Source organism: Nitrosospira sp. TNL200 (genome assembly GCF_055386305.1).
On sequence record NZ_AP041003.1, the window covers coordinates 264,456 to 284,918 of the forward strand.

Below are 20,463 nucleotides of genomic sequence, written 5' to 3' on the forward strand. Positions count from 1 at the left end.
CGGGATAGTCCGGAGCTTGATCGTCAGGTGTTTTTCACCACCTGTAAACCGGCTTTCTCCGGTATAAATTCAATTCCTGCCTGCTCCAATATCCAGGCCTCTATTTTCACGTGCCACATGCGCAGCAGATCGAGCGGTCGCCGGATATAGTGCTGTTCGCGCACTCCCTGGGGTGCGTGCCCCTGGATCTGCGCTGCAATTCCGGCAGGCATCTCTATCCACTCACAAAGGCTTGCAAAGCTGCGGCGTAGGCCGTGCAAGGTGACTTCCACCCCAGCAACAGCACAAACCCTGTAATTCGCATCGTGAGGATCTTCCAGGTGGCCGGACGCAGCCGAAGGGCTTGAGAAGATAAACTCATTTCGGCGCGGTAATGCGGTCAATAGGTGGGCCAGGTAGGGCGGCAAGGGAATAACACGCAATCCCTGCATCTTGTCTTTTATGGTCATGCTGGCCCACTGAAAATCAACCTCATTCCATCGAAGCGCTGTCAATTCATTGGTGCGTGCGCCTGTCAACAGCAGGGTCTGCAAATAGGCCGAAACGACAGGGTTCCCGATTTGCTTTACGGCGTTGAACCATGCCGGCAATTGCTCACGCTGTAGCGCGTCATCTTTCTTTTGTGGTTTGCCGAGTATTTCACGGATAGATTTGGTTCTGGCGGCATTACCAGTTACCAGATCCCGATAGGCTGGATACTCTGCGCACCAGGTGAGAAAAACAGATAGCAGACGGCTGGCAAGGCGAGCTCTACCAGGGCGTTTTTTGCTCTCAACCTTTGCCCACTCTGTCACCAGCTCGGGACTCAGGTCAATAAGGCGTACCGTTACCAACGATGTGAGGGTGCCTGGCTCGGTTAATTTATGGCTTCGTTTCCTTGTCTGCCCACCGGCTTGTATGGCCTCTACATGGTCAGCATAGTGCCGTTCGCCCCAGAAGGGCTTGCGGGCTTTCAAATACTCATCCCATGCCATCCCCAGGGTAACGGATTTTCGGGCCTCCTGCGCAGCCTGAGCGATTGCCTGAGCCTCTTTGGCCATCCTTGCTGCTATTCTTGCCGCTTCCGCATCGGCTTGCACCTGACGCGGATCGTCGCCCTGGTCTATCGTAACTTGCAGCGTGCGGGCTTCTTTCTGTGCTTCGGTAATGCTCCATACGGCCACGTCGCCTATCGTGACACGCATGGATTGCCCCTTAACCTTGGATTGGAAAATGTATCGCTTTCGATCTGAACCGGCGGTCGCTCTTACTCCGAAACCGTGAACTTCATCGCACCACAAAAAAGCCTGCTGTTTATCCTTCGGACAATGAAAGCTTTCGATCCTTCCAGCAGTTAGTTTTACCTTCGCCATAAATTTGTAACCGATTTGTAACCCGATTTTCAGTATATAACGGAATATTGATCAACACAACGAAAGGGTGGAATCGGTCAATTAGCTGAAAACAAAGAAATATGGCAATTTTTGGAATGTCAATCAACATAGATAAATGCCCTTTTAGGCGGATTGTGATTCCGGTTGTCGTGGGTTCGATCCCCATCAGCCACCCCATCTTATCCCCCGTCATCAAGTTTTCACGCTTTTGAGCATTCCTCTTTTATCCTCAATACGTTAAAAGACGTACGCGGATATGGGCAGTGAATAAATCTCATTCTAAAATTTCACTTCCCCGATATCGCGAACACAATGCCGTCGCTGGCCTTTCGGTAAAAACTGCCGTGAACAACTCCGTTCCTAATCAGTTGTCGCTTTTTAGCGACAACAAATAATCAATAACTACAATAACTTAGAGCTGAACTGGCGGCGATCACCGGTCTTTGCGACAACATCCGGTCGCATATATCATTCAAGTTATTGATTTTTTTACTCTAAATTCCAGGCATGAATTATGCTTAGGAAATACTGGTACTGGTGCGACGGATGCGCCAGATTTTCTGATTTCATTTCTTGGCGGAAATAGACTGGAAAAATAAGGGACCAAATGCGAGCCGGGAAGTGTTTGAGCGATTCAATGTGAGTAATCGCACAGACATATTTCTTTAAGGTATCTATGTTTAGTCGCCCCCACCTCTAGTCCACCAGAAAAGTTCTGACCGGTTTTAGAGCGGGTGAAGTTCTCTCAAGCATCCAATCTGCTCAAAGTCGATTCAGGTCTATCCAATGGGTAAGTGAGTGTTATTGCCAGAGGAAAAAGCCGATATTGCCGCTCGGACACGCCGTTCGTCCGTGCGGGATGGCGGGATGGGTCGGAGCCTGAAAGAATCTTTTTTACTGATATTCAACTGACGAGCTAATCCAGCATGGCTTTCTTCACCTCACTTTCGATAGATCAATTACAGCGGTATTCAAGGATAATACAGGAAGGGATAGCGGTACGGCGGCACTGCGATCTGCTGGGCTGGATGCAAGGCGAGATCCAGCACTATCTTCCGCATGAGATCATGCTGGTTGCCTGGGGGGATTTCGCATCCGGGGCCATACGCCACGACATCATTTCGGCGCTGCCCGGAGTAAGGACGGCGCACCTGGAGCCAGAAGGGCTTTCACCGCTTTTGCGGCGGCTTTATAATTACTGGGTTGAACTGGGCAGGATGCCCTGCTCCTCCGGGACGGACGAGCCCGGGCTGCTGCAGGAAGACATGGGATTGCACTGCGCCTTCGGCAAAGCCCTGCAAGGCATGCGCTCCACCCTGCTGCACGGCATCAGCGACAAGCGCGGACGCCACGACTGCCTGTACATCCTGTTCAGTTCCGAAGACCGGTTCAATGCCTCCACCCTGAACGCCATGGAAATCCTCCTGCCCTACATCGATACCGCCTTGCGCCGGGTGGCTCCCCTGTCCCCGCCCTCCGTGGCCGTGCCCTTCCTGTCGCAGGAAGAGCCGGGCATGGGCGAAGCCGAGGCTGGCGAAGACTACGGGCTGAGCAAGCGCGAAGCCGAAATCATGGACTGGGTCAGGATGGGCAAGACCAACGCCGAGATCGGCAGCATTCTTTCCATCAGCTCCTTCACCGTCAAGAACCACCTGCAGCACATCTTCAAGAAGCTGGACGTCTACAACCGCATGCAGGCCGTATCCAAGATCGAGCGCCACCCCAGCCATGGCTGAAGCCAATCCCACCTTCTCGGCCTCCACCCTCTCCACCCCCAGCAAGGGGCCGCTGGGCAACAACATGCTCAGCGCCCTGGAGGCCATCCTCGACCCGGCCATGCTCACCCTCTCCCTGTGGTACGTGAGCGCGAGCATCGAAGGCGAATTGCTTCCGCCCTACCTCATCCTGGCCGTCATTGTCTTCTCCGTCACCTTTCCCGGCACCTCGCGCCTGCAGTATTCCATCAAGCGGCTCATCTTCGACGTCCTCTACAGCTGGTTCTGGGTGGCCCTGCTGCTGTTCTTTCTCGGCCTTGCCACCGGCTACATCGCCGAATTCTCCAGCCACGCCCTGCTCACCTGGCTATGGATCGCCCCCTTGAGCCAGATAGGCGCCCATCTCCTGCTGCGCTCGGCCGCCCCCTTCCTGCTGGCGCTGCAAGGCCCGCCGCAGCGCGCCATCATCGTGGGCATGAACGAACAGGGAACTTCCCTGGCCGCGCGCATCGCAGAGGCGCGCTACTCCCGCATCGAGCTGTGCGGCTTTTTCGACGACCGCGACCAGGAGCGCCTGCACCAGGCCGCCAGGAACCAGCTCCTGGGCAGGCTGCGCGAGCTGCCCGACTTCGTCAAGGAAAACCGCATCCAGTTCATCTACCTCTCCCTGCCCATGGCCTCGCAGCCGCGCATCCTGCATGTGCTCGACGAGCTCAAGGACACCACCGCCTCCATCTACTTCGTGCCCGACATGTTCATCACCGACCTGATCCAGGGGCGAAGCGGCAATGTGTGCGGCACCCCCGTCATCTCGGTATGCGAATCGCCCTTCACCGGATCAGCCGGCCTCATCAAGCGGGCAAGCGACATCTTCCTGTCCCTCATCATTCTCGCCCTCATCTCCCCGCTGCTGCTGCTCATCGCCCTTGCCATCAAGCTGGACTCGCCCGGGCCGGTGATATTCAAGCAGCGCCGCTACGGCCTCGACGGCGAGGAGATCCTGGTGTACAAGTTCCGCTCCATGCGCGTGTGCGAAGACGGCGAGCAGATCCGCCAGGCGCAAAAGGGCGATGCCCGCATCACCCGCATCGGCGCCTTCCTGCGCCAGAACTCGCTCGATGAGCTGCCCCAGTTCGTCAATGTGCTGCAGGGGCGCATGAGCATCGTCGGCCCCCGCCCCCATGCAGTGGCCCACAACGAGATCTATCGCAACCTGATCAAGGGCTACATGATCCGCCACAAGGTCAAGCCCGGCATCACCGGCTGGGCCCAGGTCAACGGCTACCGCGGGGAAACCCGCACCCTCGACAAAATGCAAGCCCGCATCGACCACGACCTCGACTACCTGCGCAACTGGTCCCTGCGACTGGACCTGCATATCATCCTCAAAACTATCATGGTCGTGTCCAAAGACCGTAGCGTGTACTGAGGCCGTTGCAGGAGTGGCTTCACGAGATGATATGAGATGATATCGGACGAAAGCGTGAAAAAATGGTGGCAAACAGGCAATATTGCTGCCTGTACCGGTTTGGGTTAAACTTCCTGAGGGTTCCAATCCTGCCGCCTCTGGCAGGGGATAGCTTCAGGCACAACCTTTCAGGCACCTTCCGCTCCTTAAACTGAGCTTCAATAGCTCTTCCAGCCTATTGTCAGCAAATAACACTTCGGCTACCTTTCAGGCGGCCAACGCGTTATCTATACGGTATATCGCGCCCAGGAAAGATGAAGAGACCTGATGAAAAAAAAGTTTGTTGCTGAATCTTTCCCTTGTTATGCCCGATGGATTGCATTCGCTGCTGCTGGATTGGTATCCCTGATCCCAAGGTATGCCATCGCCGATGCGGGGGACACGCTTAATGTGACTGTTGGCAGCACGTTCACCTACGATAGCAATATCTTTCGTCTGTCATCCACAATCGACCCCGAGCGTTTTGTCGGCAAACCTACCAGGGCCGATCAGATCATCATTTCCACTGCCACGCTCAACCTGAACAAGTCCTATTCGATGCAGCGATTCGAGTTCAACGGAAGCCTTGTCGACAATCGCTACAATAATTTCGACTTCCTCAATTTCGTGGCGAAGAACTATACTGCGGCATGGAACTGGTTCATCACTCCGTATTTCCATGGAAGGATGAGCAGTGGCCACAGGGAAGCCCTGAACAATTTTGCCGATCTTACCGGGTTTGTAAACTCGACCAACCGGAATTTACGTACCGATGATAATCTCAGGTTTGACGCTGTTTATGAGATCGACGGGGCGTGGAGGTTGATCGGCGGGTTCGCGCAGGATACGAGAAAGAACAGCCGGCTCAACGTGCAGGACTTCAATAACAGAGTACGGTCCATCGAGGGAGGCATACGCTATGCCTTTCCTTCAGGTGCCTCGTTCACCTATAAAGTCAGAAGTGGCGCAGGTCAGTTCATCAATCGAGCCGAGCCGAATGCGAGCGCGCTTTTCGATACGCGCTTCAGCGAAATGGAGCATGATTTTCAAATGATCTGGCCCATTACCGCGAAGACGAAGATTGACGGGAGAGTGGGTCATCTGGAACGCACGCATGCTCACTTCTCTCAGCGTAATTTTTCGGGAATCGTGGGCAACTTCAATCTGAACTGGGAGGTTACCGGCAAGACGCGCATCACTGCCAGTTGGGCGCGCGATTTGTTCAATTCGCAAACCTCGCTCAATTTTCAGCTTAGTGGATTTGAGATCTTTTCCAGCAGCTTTGTTGTCAATAATCGCTTTTCCTTCCAGCCTGTGTGGCAGATCAGCGACAAGATGGCGTTGCGCCTGCGCTATGATTACACCATGCGTGATTTTCGCGGTGCCGTTGTCGTCCTTCCCAACCAGGACCGGAGCGATGCGGTTCACTCCGGTCTTATTGCTTTCGACTGGCGTCCCATGAATGCGCTGTTGGTCAGCGCAACTTTGCAAAGGGATCACCGAAGCTCCAATCACAGAGGATTCGATTACGACAGTGCCGCAGCCAGCGTTTCTGCGAGGCTTAATTTCTGATCCAGCAAGCTATCTCTTTTCCTCCTTCGAATCGAGGTTTTTGAATTCGGGGATTTTCGTTTAAATACGAGTCCAACAAAACGGTTGTAACCTGATGAGTGCGAAACCGCAGGCTGACTCCACTTCGAGAACCCACCGTCGCCAGTTTGTTTTCTCTGATGCTGCGATCGATATCCCGGACGGCTGGCACAGTATAAGTTTTGGCAACTTTCGCCTCCATTACTGCCCCTGGCTCAACGTCACAACCGTCATGGATGCCTCAGGCCAGCAGTGGGCATTGCTGGGCCATGCGTTTCAGGTAGCGGGCGCATCTTCCAATGACCCAGCCATCGCTATATCCCGATCCGCCAGCAGCGATGTTCCCGCACTCGTAATAACCTGGTCGGGGCGCTGGCTGCTGCTAAGCTGCTCGGCGGTAATTACCGACGCTGCATCGTTGCTGGGGGTTTATATACTGGAGGATGACAGAAGCGTTTTTATTTCGGGCAGCCTTGCGCTTCTCTCGCGGCTGGCCCCTTCGTCCGTCCGCGATACGCGCATACTTGGCTGGTATGGCATCAATTGGTTTCCCGGTCCCTTAAGCAAGCTTTCCGGGGTACGCAAGCTATTGCCGGACCAGATCTATAATCCTGCTACCCGTCAAGTAAGCTTCTTCGATCGATTGACCGCGGTGCCTACCGGAACAGGCGTCCGGAATGCAGCCAGCGAAATATCGGCTGGCATTGCGCAAGTATTTCGAAGCATGGGTCGGCAGGAAGACCATAATTCGATAATCCTTGCGCTGACCGGTGGGCTGGATTCACGAACCACTTTTTCCGTGCTCCAGTCATCCGGCGTTCCATTCTCGACCTTGACACTGGAACATCCGCGGATAAGCAAGGCCGATATGACTCTGCCGCCCCGGATTTCGGCTGTCTATGGCATTAGCCATCGATACGTGACCAGTAATAAACTGCTGCGTGACAGATTGGAAGAGTACGATCTTCATATCCACGGCAGTGTGGTGGATGCCGACCGTGAACTCTATGCGCGCGGAAGTTTCGATGAGCTTGATTCTCGAAGCTGGCTGATCAGATCGGGGTGCTGGGAGATAGGGCGCAAGTATTTCTATCGCAAGCTGTCCGGCCTGAGGCTGGAAGAAATAGTGGATCGGCCCGAGCGGCTTATGGCACGGTTCAATAGTTATTTTAGAAATGAGGCAAGCGCCGATTCGCTTCGCGAATGGGCAAGGTGGCGCCTCACGCATGCCATCGCTGTTCCCTGGCAGGATTTATTCTACCGGGACCAAAGGCTCGGCTGCTGGTCAGCTTCGATCGAGCAATCGCTGGATCTACTGGACCCGGTCTCGATACACCCGGTTAATTGCGACTACTTCTACGGCATCATGCTTGGGCTGGACGAAACAACCGATAGGGATGGCGCATCTCTTCAGCGTGAGATCATTGCCCTATGCCTTCCCGAGGTTGCGCAGATACCGGTCAATCCCCCGGATGGGCATTACTTCATCCTGAAAAGCAGGTTATTGAAGATTGCTGCGATACTTGCCGGAGAATCCGGAAATCTGGTGCGATCGCTCAGGCACAAGTAAGTAAACAGGATAACCGCGAAGCGGCTAGCCGGACAAGCTTGGGCGGCCTCGAAAGATAGACTGTACGGCCTATTGACTTCAAATGGGGCGTCCTTTACTTTATTGTAAAGGCTTGCTTTTTTATCCTGTCGGCTTTATGGAGAAACGGCGGAGAATATCGGGATAAATCTGCAGAAAACTTTGATTGACGCTTTCAGACCCCGTGTATATCCTCTACTCCATCATGGAATCGAGTATCAGGAGTATCGGAATTGCAGGCAGGTGCAGCCGGAGCAGCAGAGGCAGGCATCGAGCCTGAATGGGTTCAGGGAACCAGCCAGGCAATCGTACCAGGTTGGACAGGCATTTTATATATATTAATTTTCGAACGAGCATACATGGAACTCAGCCATATAAAAACCATATCATTGGTATTATCGTTTCCGCTTATTGCCGGGCTCGCGGGATGTGGCAACAAGGAATCCACGAAACCCGCTGGCCAGATTGCGGCTAAAGTAAATTCCGGAGAAATCTCCGTTCACCAGGTCAATTACGTTCTCTCCCGAACTCCGGCCGCCAGCAAACCCGAGGCCGCGCCCAAGCTTCGTCGTGAAATCCTCGACAGGCTGATCGATCAGGAACTCGCTGTCGAGCAGGCCGTGGAGAAAAAGCTCGATCGGGCGCCGGATGTGCTGATGACCATCGAGAACGCGCGGCGAGAAATACTGGCCCGCGCCTACGTGGAACAAATTGCGGCAGAGCTGCCTAAGCCAACCGTTGCCGAGGCAAAGGAATACTATGCCGCTCACCCTCAGCTCTTCGCCGAGCGCCGGATCTACAACATCCAGGAAATCGTGCTCCCGTCTTCCGAAGGCATCGCCGATCAGCTAGGCGAAATGCTGCAGAAAGGATCATCAATGGAAGAGATTGCAAATTGGCTGAAAGGCAAGAATATCAAATTCGCAGCCGGCAGCGCCACGCGTCCGGCGGAACAGATCCCTCTCGAAATACTGCCGAAGATCCATCCTCTCAAGGTGGGGCAGGGGATGATAATGCAGGCTCCCCAGTCCATTACAGTGATGAGGCTCGCCGGCGCGCAGTCGGTACCCGTAGCGGAAGACGTCGCGCTGCCGCGTATCCAGCAGTTTCTTGCAAATCAAAGAACGTCGGAAGCCGCCAAAAAAGAATTCAAGACGCTGAAGGCGAATGCCAAAATCACTTATATGGGTGAGTTTGCCGATGCCAGTCCAGGCACTACGGAAACGAAGCCCGCTTCTGCAACTGCCAGTGACACTGCTGCAACGGCCAGCAATGCCGGAAAAGCCAGTCCCGCTGCATCAACGTCTGCCACGGATATTGCGATTGACAAAGGCGTGGCCGGATTGAAGTGACAATTCGTTCAATTCCGAAAGCATAAGGAAAAACTTGAGACCATGATACCGTCCATTATTAAAAAATTTCCCCTGTTCCTCGCATTGTTTATTGTTTTTTTTACGACCGGCGCCAGCGGGCAGGATAACCTGGAATATCCGCTCGGTCCGGGCGATATCCTGCGTATTCAGGTTTTCCAGAATCCTGATCTGACTACCGAAACCCGCGTATCGGAAACAGGCTCCATTACCTATCCGCTCATCGGCGCAGTGGAAGTCGGGGGTCTCTCCATCGCCGAGGCGGAAAGAAAAATCTCGGATGCGCTCAAGAAGGGTGGGTACATCAAGCAGGCGCAGGTCAATATCGTCCTCCTGCAGATGCGCGGCAGCCAGGTAAGCGTGCTGGGGCAAGTCAATCGGCCGGGGCGATTTCCCCTAGAGACCCTGAGCCGTGTCAGCGATATGCTGGCTTCAGCAGGAGGGGCTACGATGGTTGGCGATGATTATGCCATCGTGTCGGGTCTGCGTGACGGAAAGCACTTCCGCAAGGTCATCGATATTCCTGCGCTTTATCTTGGCGAGAAGCCGGACGAAGATATTTATCTGGCGGGTGGGGATGTGATCTATGTGCATCGCGCCCCTGTTTTCTATATTTATGGAGAAGCCCAGCGTCCGGGAGCATACCGTATAGAACGCGGCATGACAGTCATGCAGGCTCTGGCTCAAGGCGGTGGGCCAACCCCACGGGGGAGCGAGTGGCGATTGCGTCTACATCGAAAGCAGGACGATGGGAAGGTGGTGAAGCTCTCACCCGAGATGACTGATCTTGTTCAACCCAACGACATAATCTACGTGCGCGAAAGCATTTTCTGAGGATTATTGTCACATGACGCTTCGACAGATATTGCTTATTCTCCGGGCTCGCTACAAGGCGGTGATTTTTACCTTGTTGTTCGTGGTAACCGCCACGCTCGTGATCAGCCTGCTGCTTCCCAAGCAATATACAGCCAGTACTGCGGTTGTGGTGGATGTCAAATCGCCCGATCCCCTCGCCGGTATTTTGCCGGCGCTTGCCACGCCGAGTTATATGGCCACTCAGATGGATATCATATACAGCGATCGCGTTGCTCAGCGCGTTGTCAAGCTATTGCGCATGGATGAGAGCGCAAGTGTCAAGGAGCAATGGATGGATGACACCGAGGGCAAGGGTGATCTGGTTGCCTGGCTGGCTAATTTGCTCAAGAAGAAGCTTGACCTGAAGCCGGCACGTGACAGCAATGTGATCAATATCGATTTCACCGCAAATGACCCTGCCTTCGCCACAGCGGTTGCCAACGCCTTTGCGCAAGCCTACATTGCAATCAATCTGGAGCTCAGGGTCGAGCCGGCGCGCCTATATGCGACCTGGTTCGAGGATCAGACCAAGACGCTGCGCGACGAGTTGGAGCAAGCCAAGCGCGCGCTTTCCGCACATCAGCAGGAAGCGGGCATCGTCGCTATCGATGAGCGCCTGGATCATGAGGTTACCAAGCTTAACGATCTTTCCACCCAATTAACGATCGTCCAGGCGCAGACTTCCGACAGCAGCAGCAAGCGGAAATCTTCTTTCAACTCGGAAACCCTGCCAGAGGTAATGCAAAGCCCGCTGGTCAATAGCCTTAAAGCGGATATCGCCCGGCTCGAGGCAAAGCTCCAGGAAAGCAGCGTCAATCTCGGCAGAAACCACCCCCAAACGCAGCGTGCTCAATCCGAACTGGCGTCACTGAGAAAAAAACTGGCGGGTGAAATTCGGCAGATCTCGGAAAGCATAGGCACTTCTTATGAGGTTGGAAAGGAGAAGGAAAAGGAACTGCGTGAAGCAATGGAATTGCAAAAAAGACGGGTACTTGAGCTCAACGGACAACGTGATCAGATCAGTGTGCTTCAGCGCGATGTAGAAGCCGCGCAGCGTGCGTTCGAGGGCGTGAGTCAGCGTTCGACTCAGACCCGGCTTGAAAGTCTTGCCGCACAAACGAACATTGCTATCCTGAACCCTGCATCCATGCCGACGGAAGCCTCTCGTCCAAAGATCTTGATCAACTTGCTTGTTGCCACTTTCGTTGGCACGCTGCTCGGTGTTGCCATGGCCTTGATACGTGAATTCCGTAATCGCCGGGTACGTTCCGAAGAAGATCTCATAGAAATCATTGATCTCCCTGTACTCGCGACGCTGTCGTCATCTGCGTTGCCATCCAGGGGGATCAAGCTGTTACCCAACAGGTTTTCCCGGCATAAATCCGACCGCCTGCTGGGAACAGAAACTTCCTGATGCACGGCGAATTGACATGAAACCTCTGAGTAGCAGTTTTCCGACCATTAAACGACCCCCCGCGCCGGGTTCGGGCGAGGCGCCAATCTACGGTAAAACCGAAACGCCGGGGAGCGGGAGTTCGATCGGCGCGATCCTGGTTCACACTGGACGTCTTTCCGCAGAAAATGCGGAACGTATTTCCCGCCTGCAACTGGATGAAGGTAAGCGTTTTGGCGAGGCGGCCATCGAATTGGGTCTGCTTACAGAAGATGATATTCAGTTTGCACTTTCACGTCAGTTCGACAATCTCTATCTGCCGGCCGACGATAGCAGCCTGAGCCGGCGTCTTGTCGCCGCTTACCAGCCATTGAGCAATACTGTGGAAAAGCTTCGCTCCGTGCGTGCTCAGCTCATGCTGCGCTGGTTCAAGCCTGAGGCACGCCAGAAGATGCTGGCAGTGATGAGTCCCGGCAAAGGGGAGGGAAGAAGCTTCGTTGCCGCGAATCTAGCCATTGTTTTTTCTCAACTGGGTGAGCGTACTCTACTGGTTGACGCAGATTTGAGAGTGCCATGTCAGGATAAGCTGTTCAAGATTAATAATAAAGCCGGCCTCTCCACTTTGCTGGCGGGGAGAACAGGTGCCGAGGCCATAGCCCGCATTTCCTTGCTGCCAGGACTATATGTTTTGCCCGCGGGTCCGGTTCCGCCTAACCCGCAAGAACTTCTTGGCCGCCCCGGTTTTGCTGAACTGTTGCAATCCTTTGCAAGGGACTTCGATATCATCATTTTCGACACGCCGGCTTCCAGCAGTTACGCCGAAGCTCAGATGATCGCTGCTGGAACGGGTTCTGCTCTTCTGCTTGCATGTAAAAATAGAAGTTCGGTGCGAGATATTGCTTCGCTAGCCCGTGATCTGGATCACACCGGCGTCAAACTGGTAGGCGCGGTATTGAACATCCTTCCCGGCCAGCAAAAATGAAACTCAAGGATGCGTTTTCATCTGGTAAATCAACGGCATAATTAGTGTGGTGAATCGTAGATTATTGCATGAAAATATTTACCATTCCGGACGCCGCGCCAGCGGTGAGCCGGAATCCAGAGCTTTTTCAAGCTGCTGGATTCGCGCTATCGCGGGAATGGCCCAAGTATTTATTCAACGTATTTCAGGTTAAGGACACTAGTCTCCAGACCGTTACGCTGTTTCATCCTGCCTAAACGGGATACCAGTATGGAACGTTGATTTCTCTCAATTTTGCCAGGTCTTAAGAGTGGTGAGCGGCATCATCTTTTCCCTGATTGATTTCCAGCTTTTTGCGGATGCAGCGTGGCAGCCAGTATTCAGGGGAAAAGAATGTTTATTTTGCCGGGCATACAACATGCAAAGATGGGGAGCGTGAGTTCGATGCAAGTGCATGTACTCAACGGTCGGCAGCAGCACGAGTCGATAAGCGGATGAAAGCATGGCTCAATGGGTTTCCTGCTAACCAATCATGTCATATAGAAGAACGGATGCTCTTGAAAAATGGGTACGAATTCTCCAATCCTGATTAATGGAACATCGAGCCACCGGAGCTGGTCGTCCAGACTGCTCACCTGGCTACCGATCATTGCAGGCCTGCTGGTGCTCTACCTGCCCACGCTCGTCGATCTTTTCGAGGGCGTCTGGGGCACCGATCAGCAAGCCCATGGGCCCATCGTGCTGGGAATCTCCTGCTGGCTTTTTTATCGAAAATGGCCGGATATGTGGCAATCGAGCGAGGGCCACTCCCCTTCCACCACTGCCGGATGGCTGGTTTTCCTGTCGGGCTTGCTGCTCTATGTATTGGGCCGTTCGCAGGATATTCTTGCTTTCGAGGTCGGATCTGTCATCTGGCTGCTTGCTTCCTTTATCCTGCTCATCCGGGGAAGAGCGGCCCTGAAATCCCAATGGTTTCCGTTATTCTTCATGTTGTTCATGATTCCGCTGCCCGCGCCGCTCGTGGATATGCTGACCATGCCCATGAAAATGGCCGTCTCCTATGTCGCTGAAAATATTCTTTTCTGGGCCGGTTATCCCATCGCCCGTACTGGCGTCATTCTCCAGGTCGGGCAGTATAAATTGCTTGTAGCCGATGCGTGTGCGGGATTGCATACGCTATTTACGCTTGAAGCGTTGGGATTGCTTTATCTCAACATCATCAGACACGATTCCCTTTTCCGCAACGTGGCGCTCGCAATCCTCATTGTCCCCATCTCTTTTACCGCCAATGTCATACGCGTGATGATACTCACGTTGATCACCTATCACTATGGCGATGAGGCTGGGCAAGGTTTCCTGCACGGATTTGCAGGCATGGTGCTGTTCCTCAGCGCGCTGCTGCTGATTATCGGAGTGGACTCGCTGCTCCAGCTTGGGGTCAAGCTGCGGCACAGCCATGGCAATGCATAAAACGAGGTGATCCCATGAGTTTGTGGCTCAAGAATTTCATACTCCTGATACTGATGTTAGCCGCTTCCGGCCTGGCGCTTGCTCTTCGTCCCACTGAAAAGATGGCGGCCCAAAACCAGGCAATAGACCTGGAAGCAATAATTCCTGCGAAATTTGGGGACTGGCGTCAAGACGCTACTCCTTCATTGCAGATGGTTGACCCGCAGCAGCAGGAGCTTATAGAAAAGATCTATACACAGACGCTCAATCGTACTTATTCGAACGCCAGCGGCTATCGAATAATGCTGGCGATAGCTTACGGTGACAATCAAAGGGACGCCATGCAGATGCACTATCCGGAGATTTGTTATCCTGCTCAAGGATTTGCCCTGCAGGCAAAAGAGAAAGGCACGCTTCCGACGAGCAATGGCTCAATTCCGGTTACACGGATCCTGACCAGTCTGGGGGCGCGCAACGAGCCGGTCACCTACTGGACTACTATCGGAGATCAGGTATTTCAGGGCGGCATCCAGAAAAAGCTCGCCGAGCTGAGCTATGGTCTTAGCGGAAAAATTCCTGATGGAATGCTGATCCGCATCTCGTCCATCGATCCGGGAGCTGCGAATGCGTACGAAGTACAGGCTCAATTCGCAGAGCAAATGCTGCATGCCCTAAAGCCGGAATATCGAAAAAAGTTGAACGGCAACCTTCCACTCGATTGAACGCATGAAAAAAATTGCACTTCTTACTGGCATTACAGGTCAGGATGGCGCTTATCTGGCTGAATTCCTGCTCAATAAGGGTTATATAGTCCACGGCGTCAAGCGTCGTTCCTCGCTTTTCAATACCGACCGGATTGATCATCTTTATCAGGATCCGCACGTTTCGGAACGAAATTTTGTTCTGCACTATGGCGACCTGACCGATTCGACCAATTTGATCCGCATCATACAGCAGGTGCAGCCCGGCGAAATCTATAACCTTGCTGCCATGAGCCATGTCGCGGTCAGTTTTGAAACTCCGGAATATACTGCCAATGCTGATGGCATCGGCACTCTTCGCATTCTGGAAGCCATCCGTATTTTGGGATTGAAAAACAGCGTCCGTTTTTATCAGGCCAGCACTTCAGAGCTTTACGGCTATGTTCAGGAGACGCCTCAGAAGGAGACAACGCCTTTCTATCCACGCAGCCCCTATGCCGTGGCCAAGCTGTACGGCTACTGGATCACGGTCAATTACCGTGAGGCCTATGGCTTATATGCATGCAATGGTATTTTGTTCAATCATGAGAGTCCCATCCGTGGGGAAACCTTTGTCACTCGCAAGATCACCCGAGCATTGGCCCGTATCAAGCTTGGTTTGCAGGAGTGCCTGTACCTGGGGAATCTGGATGCATTGCGCGATTGGGGTCATGCAAGGGATTACGTAGAGGCCCAGTGGCTCATATTGCAGCAGGAAAAGCCCGAGGATTTTGTCATCGCCACCGGAGTACAGCGCAAGGTCCGGGATTTCGTCAATGCCGCCGCGCGGGAGCTTGGCATTCATATCACCTGGAATGGCCGAGGCGTAGAGGAAACGGGAACAGATCAACACCATAAGGTCATCGTCAGGGTCGATCCACGCTATTTCCGCCCGACCGAGGTCGATTCGCTGCTTGGCGATCCATCAAAGGCCATGGAGAAACTCGGATGGAAGCCGAAGACGGCATTTGATGAATTGGTTGTCGAGATGGTGCGCGAAGATCTCAAAAGCGCCGAGAGGGATGAGCTGGTAAAGAAACACGGGTTCGCGGCATACGATTACCACGAATAGAGAGCAGCTTGTGGGCCGCAAAGATACATTGCAGGTCGCTGCGGAATGGACGGTCTGCGATGGTTTGGAAGTTTCAAAAAAAATGACTAAGTCAAGGAACGGGCAATGAGATTAAAACGAGTACTTCGGAGCTTACTCAGGAGGACAGGATATGATGTCTTACGTTTTCAGCCCCTGACTCATCCTCTTGCCAGAAGAAAAAGATTAATGGAGCAATATGCTATCGATACCGTTCTGGATATCGGAGCCAATATCGGTCAATATGGACAAGAACTGAGAAGAGATATGAGATTTTCCGGAAACATCATATCTTTTGAACCGCAAAGCGCAGCATTTGAGTTGCTTAAGAAAAATGCCGCGCACGATCCCAAATGGGAGGTGAATAACTTTGCTTTGGGAGATAAGAATGGAACAGCAAATATCAATATTGCGGGAAATTCCCACAGCAGTTCGTTACTCGGCATGCTGTCGTCGCACATAGACTCGGCGCCCAGTTCATCTTATATAGGGAGTGAAACAACTGATGTCAAGACGCTGGATTCAATAATAGACAATTATTGCTCCGTCCAGAATAACGTCTACCTCAAGGTCGATACGCAAGGGTTTGAGCATAAGGTGATAGAAGGAGCGGAAAAATCGCTTGAGCGCATACGCATGATCCAGCTTGAAATGTCTCTTATACCGCTCTATGACGGACAGGTACTTTTCGATGATTTGCACGGTCTTTTAACGGGGAAAGGATTCAAGCTTGTTTCTCTCGAACAGGGGTTTGTGGACCAGCGATCCGGACATTTGCTGCAGGTCGATGGCATTTATCATCGTATGATTTGATAAAGGCACCCCAATTCCTCAGGGCATATAGTCTTACATCAATATGTCATTCCTAAGCCAGCCATAATATAGAACAGTTTCGAAGTTTCTGACCAAAGACCAGGGGCAACCGGGATGTGAGCCAAAGATCGGCTTGAAGATCTGGCGGATGAAATGGCGGCTGAAGACCCCGCAATCACCAAAAGGGATGAACCAGGAGAAGCACGGGTTTTCCATGCATCTATCATGAATAACACAACGTTCGACTCAAGTATGAAAATCTATGTTGCGGGTCATCGCGGACTGGTTGGTTCTGCAATTGTTCGTAACCTTCAGAAGAAGGGTTACGACAATATTCTTGCACGAACCCATGCCCAACTGGACTTGACGGACCAGGTTGCCACGGAAGCATTTTTCGCACGCGAACGGCCCGAGTATATCTTCCTCGCGGCTGCCCGGGTTGGCGGGATTCTTGCCAACAACCGCTACCCGGCATTATTTATCCATGAAAATCTCGTCATCCAGAGCAATGTCATTCATGCTGCCTACAAGAACCAGGCAAAACGACTCATGTTTCTTGGCTCCAGTTGTATTTATCCCAAGCTGGCACCGCAGCCGATGAAGGAAGAATATCTCCTGACAGGTCCATTGGAACCTACGAATCGACCCTATGCTTTGGCCAAAATTGCTGGCATTGAAATGTGCTGGAGCTACAACCGGCAGTATGGAACGCAGTTTCTCGCTGCGATGCCGACCAACCTGTATGGTCCTGGAGATAATTACGATTTGAACAATAGCCACGTCATTCCTGCGCTGATCCGTAAATTCCATGAGGCGAAACAGGCAGGTAAAAGGGAAGTGGTTGTGTGGGGCACGGGAAGTCCAAAGAGAGAATTTCTTTATAGTGATGACATGGCCGACGCATGCGTCTTCCTGATGATGCTTCCGGATGATGAATATATCAGTCTTCTGGGCAGCGATGAAACCGAAACGGGTAGATTCGAACCACCGCTGGTAAATATCGGCGCCGGCAATGACATTGCCATCAAGGCCCTGGCTGAGCTGGTGAGGAAAGTGGTTGGTTTCAATGGGGAGATTGTTTTTGACACGAGCAAGCCGGACGGAACGCCGAGAAAGCTGATGGATGTTTCCCGATTGAAACGTATTGGCTGGTCCAGTCGAACCCCCCTCGATGAAGGAATAGGCCGTGCATATGCAGACTTCCTACGTGCCCAACAAATCGTCGCTTGATCCTGCCTGCGGTGATCATCAGGCCGCGGTATCGCGCGGCGCGATAGCCCGGTTAGCGTTAAATGCCGCCAAATGGAATTACCTCGGAGTAGCGCTCCGTATCATAATTCAGTTGATTGCGCAAATTGTCCTGGCGAGATTGCTTGGCCCGGCGGAATTTGGCTATTTCGCCCTGTGTTTCATGGTGGTCGGTGTAGGCTACGTTGTCGCGGAGATGGGGTTGAGTTCAGCTCTGATTCAAAACCCCTCCCTGAATGGCTCTGATGTCCAGCGGGTTTGGACCTCTCTTTTCGCTAGCGGCTTGCTTGGTTCCGGCTTGCTGATAGCGTTCTCTGAACCGCTGGCGCTTCTGCTGGGTAACGCTGAAGCCGCATCCTACCTGCGTTTTGCGGCTGCTCCACTCTTCATTCAGACAGTCGCATCCGTTTCTCTGGCATTGCTGAGAAAATCACTCGACTTCAAGCGTATTCAATTTGCACAGGTCACAGGTATGGTCATCGGCCAGATTTTCGTCGGTTTTGCACTTGCTGCGATGCTGCATACAGCCTGGGCAATGCTTATGGCATGGTTTGTCCAGGTTCTGATTTCATGGATTCTGATGTTTGTCAAAGTCAGGCATAAGCTGACTTTAGGCTGGCCCGCGAGCAAAAATCGCCTGTCGTGGTTCGGCATTCGCGCTCTTGCTGCCAATATTGCCAACTGGTTGATCGAGAATCTGGACAATCTTCTTGTGGCGCGGTTTTTCGGCGCCCGCTCACTGGGCCTTTATGCTGTAAGCTACAACCTTGTCCGCTACCCGACCAATCATCTGGTTACGACGCTGCAGGCCGTGCTTTTTCCCACCAGCGCGGCAGTGCAAAATGACCAGCATGCTTTGCGCACGGCTTACCTCGCCAGCCTGTCGCTTGTCGCAACGGTCACCCTGCCAGTATTTGCTACCACCGCAATAGTCGCAGAGCCTCTGATACTTACTTTATATGGCGAGGAGTGGAGAGAAGCTATCGCGATCATGCAGCCGCTTGCCCTGGCCATGCCTCTGCATGCGATTACCGCGGTATCCGGACCTCTCCTGTGGGGAGTAAACCGTGTAGGCACCGAATCTCTGCTTCAATGGCTGGTGTTGTTGTGTTTCGTAGGAGCGGTGTTAGCGCTGGATCTGACTTCTGCAGTCCAGCTGGCATGGGTTGTCTTTGCGGTGTATCTCGCGAGAGCATGTCTGCTGGCGTTTAGCGTTGCCCGCTTGCTGCAACTGCGGCCCGTCGAGATGATGGTTTGCTTCCGCGGCCCTCTTGTGCTGAGTTGCATTGCCGGGGGGAGTAGCGCCGCTGCTTTACTGCTTGCGGAAGCTCATCACCCGATAGGCAAGATGGGTCTTGCTGTAGGAATCGAATGCCTGCTGTTTCTCGTTTTGTTCTGGTTTGTTCCCAGATGGGTGCTGGCCCCGGTGCTTGCAAAGGTTTTATGGCGATTTTCCAGTTCACTGCCAAAGGCTTTTACATCGAGGATAGAGTCGATTGCTGCTGGCGGCGACTGGCACGCGGACAGGCCGAAAATATGAGGATCGGTATTCTCGGCCCCATTGCCACCGCCGATGTACGGCATCTTCTCGATCTATCGGACACGGCATCTCCGCCCCTGGGAACGCCTGGAGCGCCGTTCATGGGGACCTTGATTACCGCATTCCTGGAATTGGGGCATGAGGTGGTGGCTTTTACCTCCGAACGTACTCTCGACCTCGATAGCCGGCCGCGGCACGTGGATGGGCCGGGGTTTCGCCTATGGCTGTGTCCCTCTCGTCCCAATGGCACGTTACCGAGGCACGGCCGCATTGGCCGGGTTTGGGATTTTTTTCGCCTGGAGCGAAGGAGGCTCGCTGAAGCGGTTGCAAGCGAGAGAGTGGATATCCTCCATGCCCACTGGATCTACGAATATGCGATGGTGGCAATCCGCTCCGGCTTGCCGGCGATTGCAACGGCACACGATATCCCCGGTGAAATCATGCGTTTTACTCCCACTCCCTATACCGTGGGGCGCTACATGATGGCCCGGCAGGTATTGAAAAGTGGCATCCCTATTACCGCAGTTTCGGGCTACGCTGCCGAAAGCATGGCGGATCTCGTTTCCCGGCCTATTACCATCGTAGCTAATCCACTGCCGGCCTGGCTGCGGACGCTGAAAAAATGCGGAGGATCAAAAAATCCAAGCATGGAGAAGGATTTGCCCCCATTTGTGATCGCCATGGTGATGGGGCATTGGAATCGCTTTAAAAATCCGCTGCCCGCTATCCTCGCATTTCTGGAGTTGGAAAAAACGCTTTCCCGTACATGCGAATTGAGATTGTACGGTCCCGATTTCGGACCGGGGGGAAAGGCGGAAAGGCTGCTGCGCGCGGCGAATCTGCCGCTGGAAGGAATCAAGCTCAGAGGCCGAATCGAACATCGCGATTTGTTACAGGAGATGCAGTCGGCTTCCCTGCTTTTGCACCCTTCCCTTACCGAGGCGTTTCCAATGGCTATTGCGGAAGCCATGGCAATAGGTATTCCCATCATTGCGGGAAGACGGTCGGGGGGAGTACCCTGGTTGCTGGACCGGGGGCATGCCGGTCAGCTTGTCGATGTCAAAGATGCAAAAGCTATTTATAGAGCGATCAAGCGGATTTTCGAGCATCCAGAAGAGATCAGCATTCAGTGCGAAGCAGCTCGAAACCGGGCTTGGCAACTGGCTGATCCCTACGCGACTGCGGAGCAGTATCTGGGTGTTTACCGGAGTGTACTGGCGTGAATAGTTGCCGAAATTCTACTATCTACAGCACTTTCCGGACATGGTTTCCAGTGCGGTGGCCAATTGAC

Annotated in this window: 16 protein-coding genes; 15 read left to right on the plus strand and 1 reads right to left on the minus strand. The window is 53.3% G+C overall.

Annotated features, from left to right (window positions below; all coding sequences use genetic code 11):
* Positions 1 to 23 precede the first annotated feature (23 nt).
* Positions 24 to 1,352, minus strand: coding sequence for a tyrosine-type recombinase/integrase (locus ACZ5CE_RS01265; protein ID WP_464575949.1), 1,329 nt, complete (start codon positions 1,350 to 1,352; stop codon positions 24 to 26).
* 947 nt (positions 1,353 to 2,299) lie between these two features.
* Between ACZ5CE_RS01265 and epsA the strand changes: the two genes are divergently transcribed.
* From epsA to ACZ5CE_RS01340, 15 genes are all read left to right on the plus strand, one after another.
* A complete protein-coding gene (gene epsA / locus ACZ5CE_RS01270; protein WP_464575950.1) occupies positions 2,300 to 3,109 on the plus strand; it encodes an XrtB/PEP-CTERM-associated transcriptional regulator EpsA in 810 nt (269 codons plus the stop codon).
* Positions 3,102 to 4,517, plus strand: coding sequence for an undecaprenyl-phosphate glucose phosphotransferase (locus tag ACZ5CE_RS01275; protein WP_464575952.1), 1,416 nt, complete (start codon positions 3,102 to 3,104; stop codon positions 4,515 to 4,517). Before epsA ends, ACZ5CE_RS01275 begins: the two co-directional genes overlap by 8 nt.
* Positions 4,518 to 4,823: 306 nt before the next feature.
* Positions 4,824 to 6,107 (plus strand): XrtB/PEP-CTERM-associated polysaccharide biosynthesis outer membrane protein EpsL, encoded by a 1,284-nt coding sequence (epsL, locus tag ACZ5CE_RS01280; protein WP_464575953.1) that lies wholly within the window; start codon positions 4,824 to 4,826, stop codon positions 6,105 to 6,107.
* Between the two features lie 94 nt (positions 6,108 to 6,201).
* Positions 6,202 to 7,695, plus strand: a complete 1,494-nt coding sequence (locus tag ACZ5CE_RS01285) for a hypothetical protein (RefSeq protein WP_464575954.1) — start codon at positions 6,202 to 6,204, stop codon at positions 7,693 to 7,695.
* Between the two features lie 377 nt (positions 7,696 to 8,072).
* On the plus strand, positions 8,073 to 9,065 hold the full coding sequence (locus ACZ5CE_RS01290) for an EpsD family peptidyl-prolyl cis-trans isomerase (RefSeq protein WP_464575955.1): 993 nt from the start codon (positions 8,073 to 8,075) through the stop codon (positions 9,063 to 9,065).
* 42 nt (positions 9,066 to 9,107) lie between these two features.
* Positions 9,108 to 9,917 carry a polysaccharide export protein EpsE gene (gene epsE / locus ACZ5CE_RS01295; protein WP_464575956.1) on the plus strand — a complete coding sequence of 270 codons (810 nt, stop codon included), beginning with the start codon at positions 9,108 to 9,110 and terminating at the stop codon, positions 9,915 to 9,917.
* A gap of 13 nt (positions 9,918 to 9,930) precedes the next feature.
* A complete protein-coding gene (gene epsF, locus ACZ5CE_RS01300) occupies positions 9,931 to 11,352 on the plus strand; it encodes a chain length determinant protein EpsF (protein WP_464575957.1) in 1,422 nt (473 codons plus the stop codon).
* A 16-nt stretch (positions 11,353 to 11,368) separates the two neighbouring features.
* On the plus strand, positions 11,369 to 12,313 hold the full coding sequence (gene epsG / locus ACZ5CE_RS01305) for a chain length determinant protein tyrosine kinase EpsG (RefSeq protein ID WP_464575958.1): 945 nt from the start codon (positions 11,369 to 11,371) through the stop codon (positions 12,311 to 12,313).
* Between the two features lie 543 nt (positions 12,314 to 12,856).
* Positions 12,857 to 13,762, plus strand: a complete 906-nt coding sequence (xrtB, locus tag ACZ5CE_RS01310; RefSeq protein ID WP_464575959.1) for an exosortase B — start codon at positions 12,857 to 12,859, stop codon at positions 13,760 to 13,762.
* A gap of 14 nt (positions 13,763 to 13,776) precedes the next feature.
* Positions 13,777 to 14,463, plus strand: a complete 687-nt coding sequence (gene epsI, locus ACZ5CE_RS01315) for an exosortase-associated protein EpsI, B-type (RefSeq protein WP_464575960.1) — start codon at positions 13,777 to 13,779, stop codon at positions 14,461 to 14,463.
* A 4-nt stretch (positions 14,464 to 14,467) separates the two neighbouring features.
* Positions 14,468 to 15,553, plus strand: coding sequence for a GDP-mannose 4,6-dehydratase (gene gmd / locus ACZ5CE_RS01320; protein ID WP_464575961.1), 1,086 nt, complete (start codon positions 14,468 to 14,470; stop codon positions 15,551 to 15,553).
* A 105-nt stretch (positions 15,554 to 15,658) separates the two neighbouring features.
* Positions 15,659 to 16,384 (plus strand): FkbM family methyltransferase, encoded by a 726-nt coding sequence (locus tag ACZ5CE_RS01325; protein WP_464575962.1) that lies wholly within the window; start codon positions 15,659 to 15,661, stop codon positions 16,382 to 16,384.
* 225 nt (positions 16,385 to 16,609) lie between these two features.
* The gene (locus tag ACZ5CE_RS01330) at positions 16,610 to 17,614 is read left to right on the plus strand and encodes a GDP-L-fucose synthase family protein (protein ID WP_464575963.1); all 1,005 of its coding nucleotides are present in this window, start codon (positions 16,610 to 16,612) and stop codon (positions 17,612 to 17,614) included.
* Complete coding sequence (locus tag ACZ5CE_RS01335) at positions 17,577 to 19,172, plus strand: oligosaccharide flippase family protein (protein WP_464577365.1); 1,596 nt, start codon at positions 17,577 to 17,579, stop codon at positions 19,170 to 19,172. The genes ACZ5CE_RS01330 and ACZ5CE_RS01335 overlap by 38 nt, the downstream gene beginning before the upstream one ends.
* Positions 19,169 to 20,395 (plus strand): glycosyltransferase family 4 protein, encoded by a 1,227-nt coding sequence (locus tag ACZ5CE_RS01340; protein ID WP_464575964.1) that lies wholly within the window; start codon positions 19,169 to 19,171, stop codon positions 20,393 to 20,395. The genes ACZ5CE_RS01335 and ACZ5CE_RS01340 overlap by 4 nt, the downstream gene beginning before the upstream one ends.
* The last annotated feature ends 68 nt before the right edge of the window (positions 20,396 to 20,463 follow it).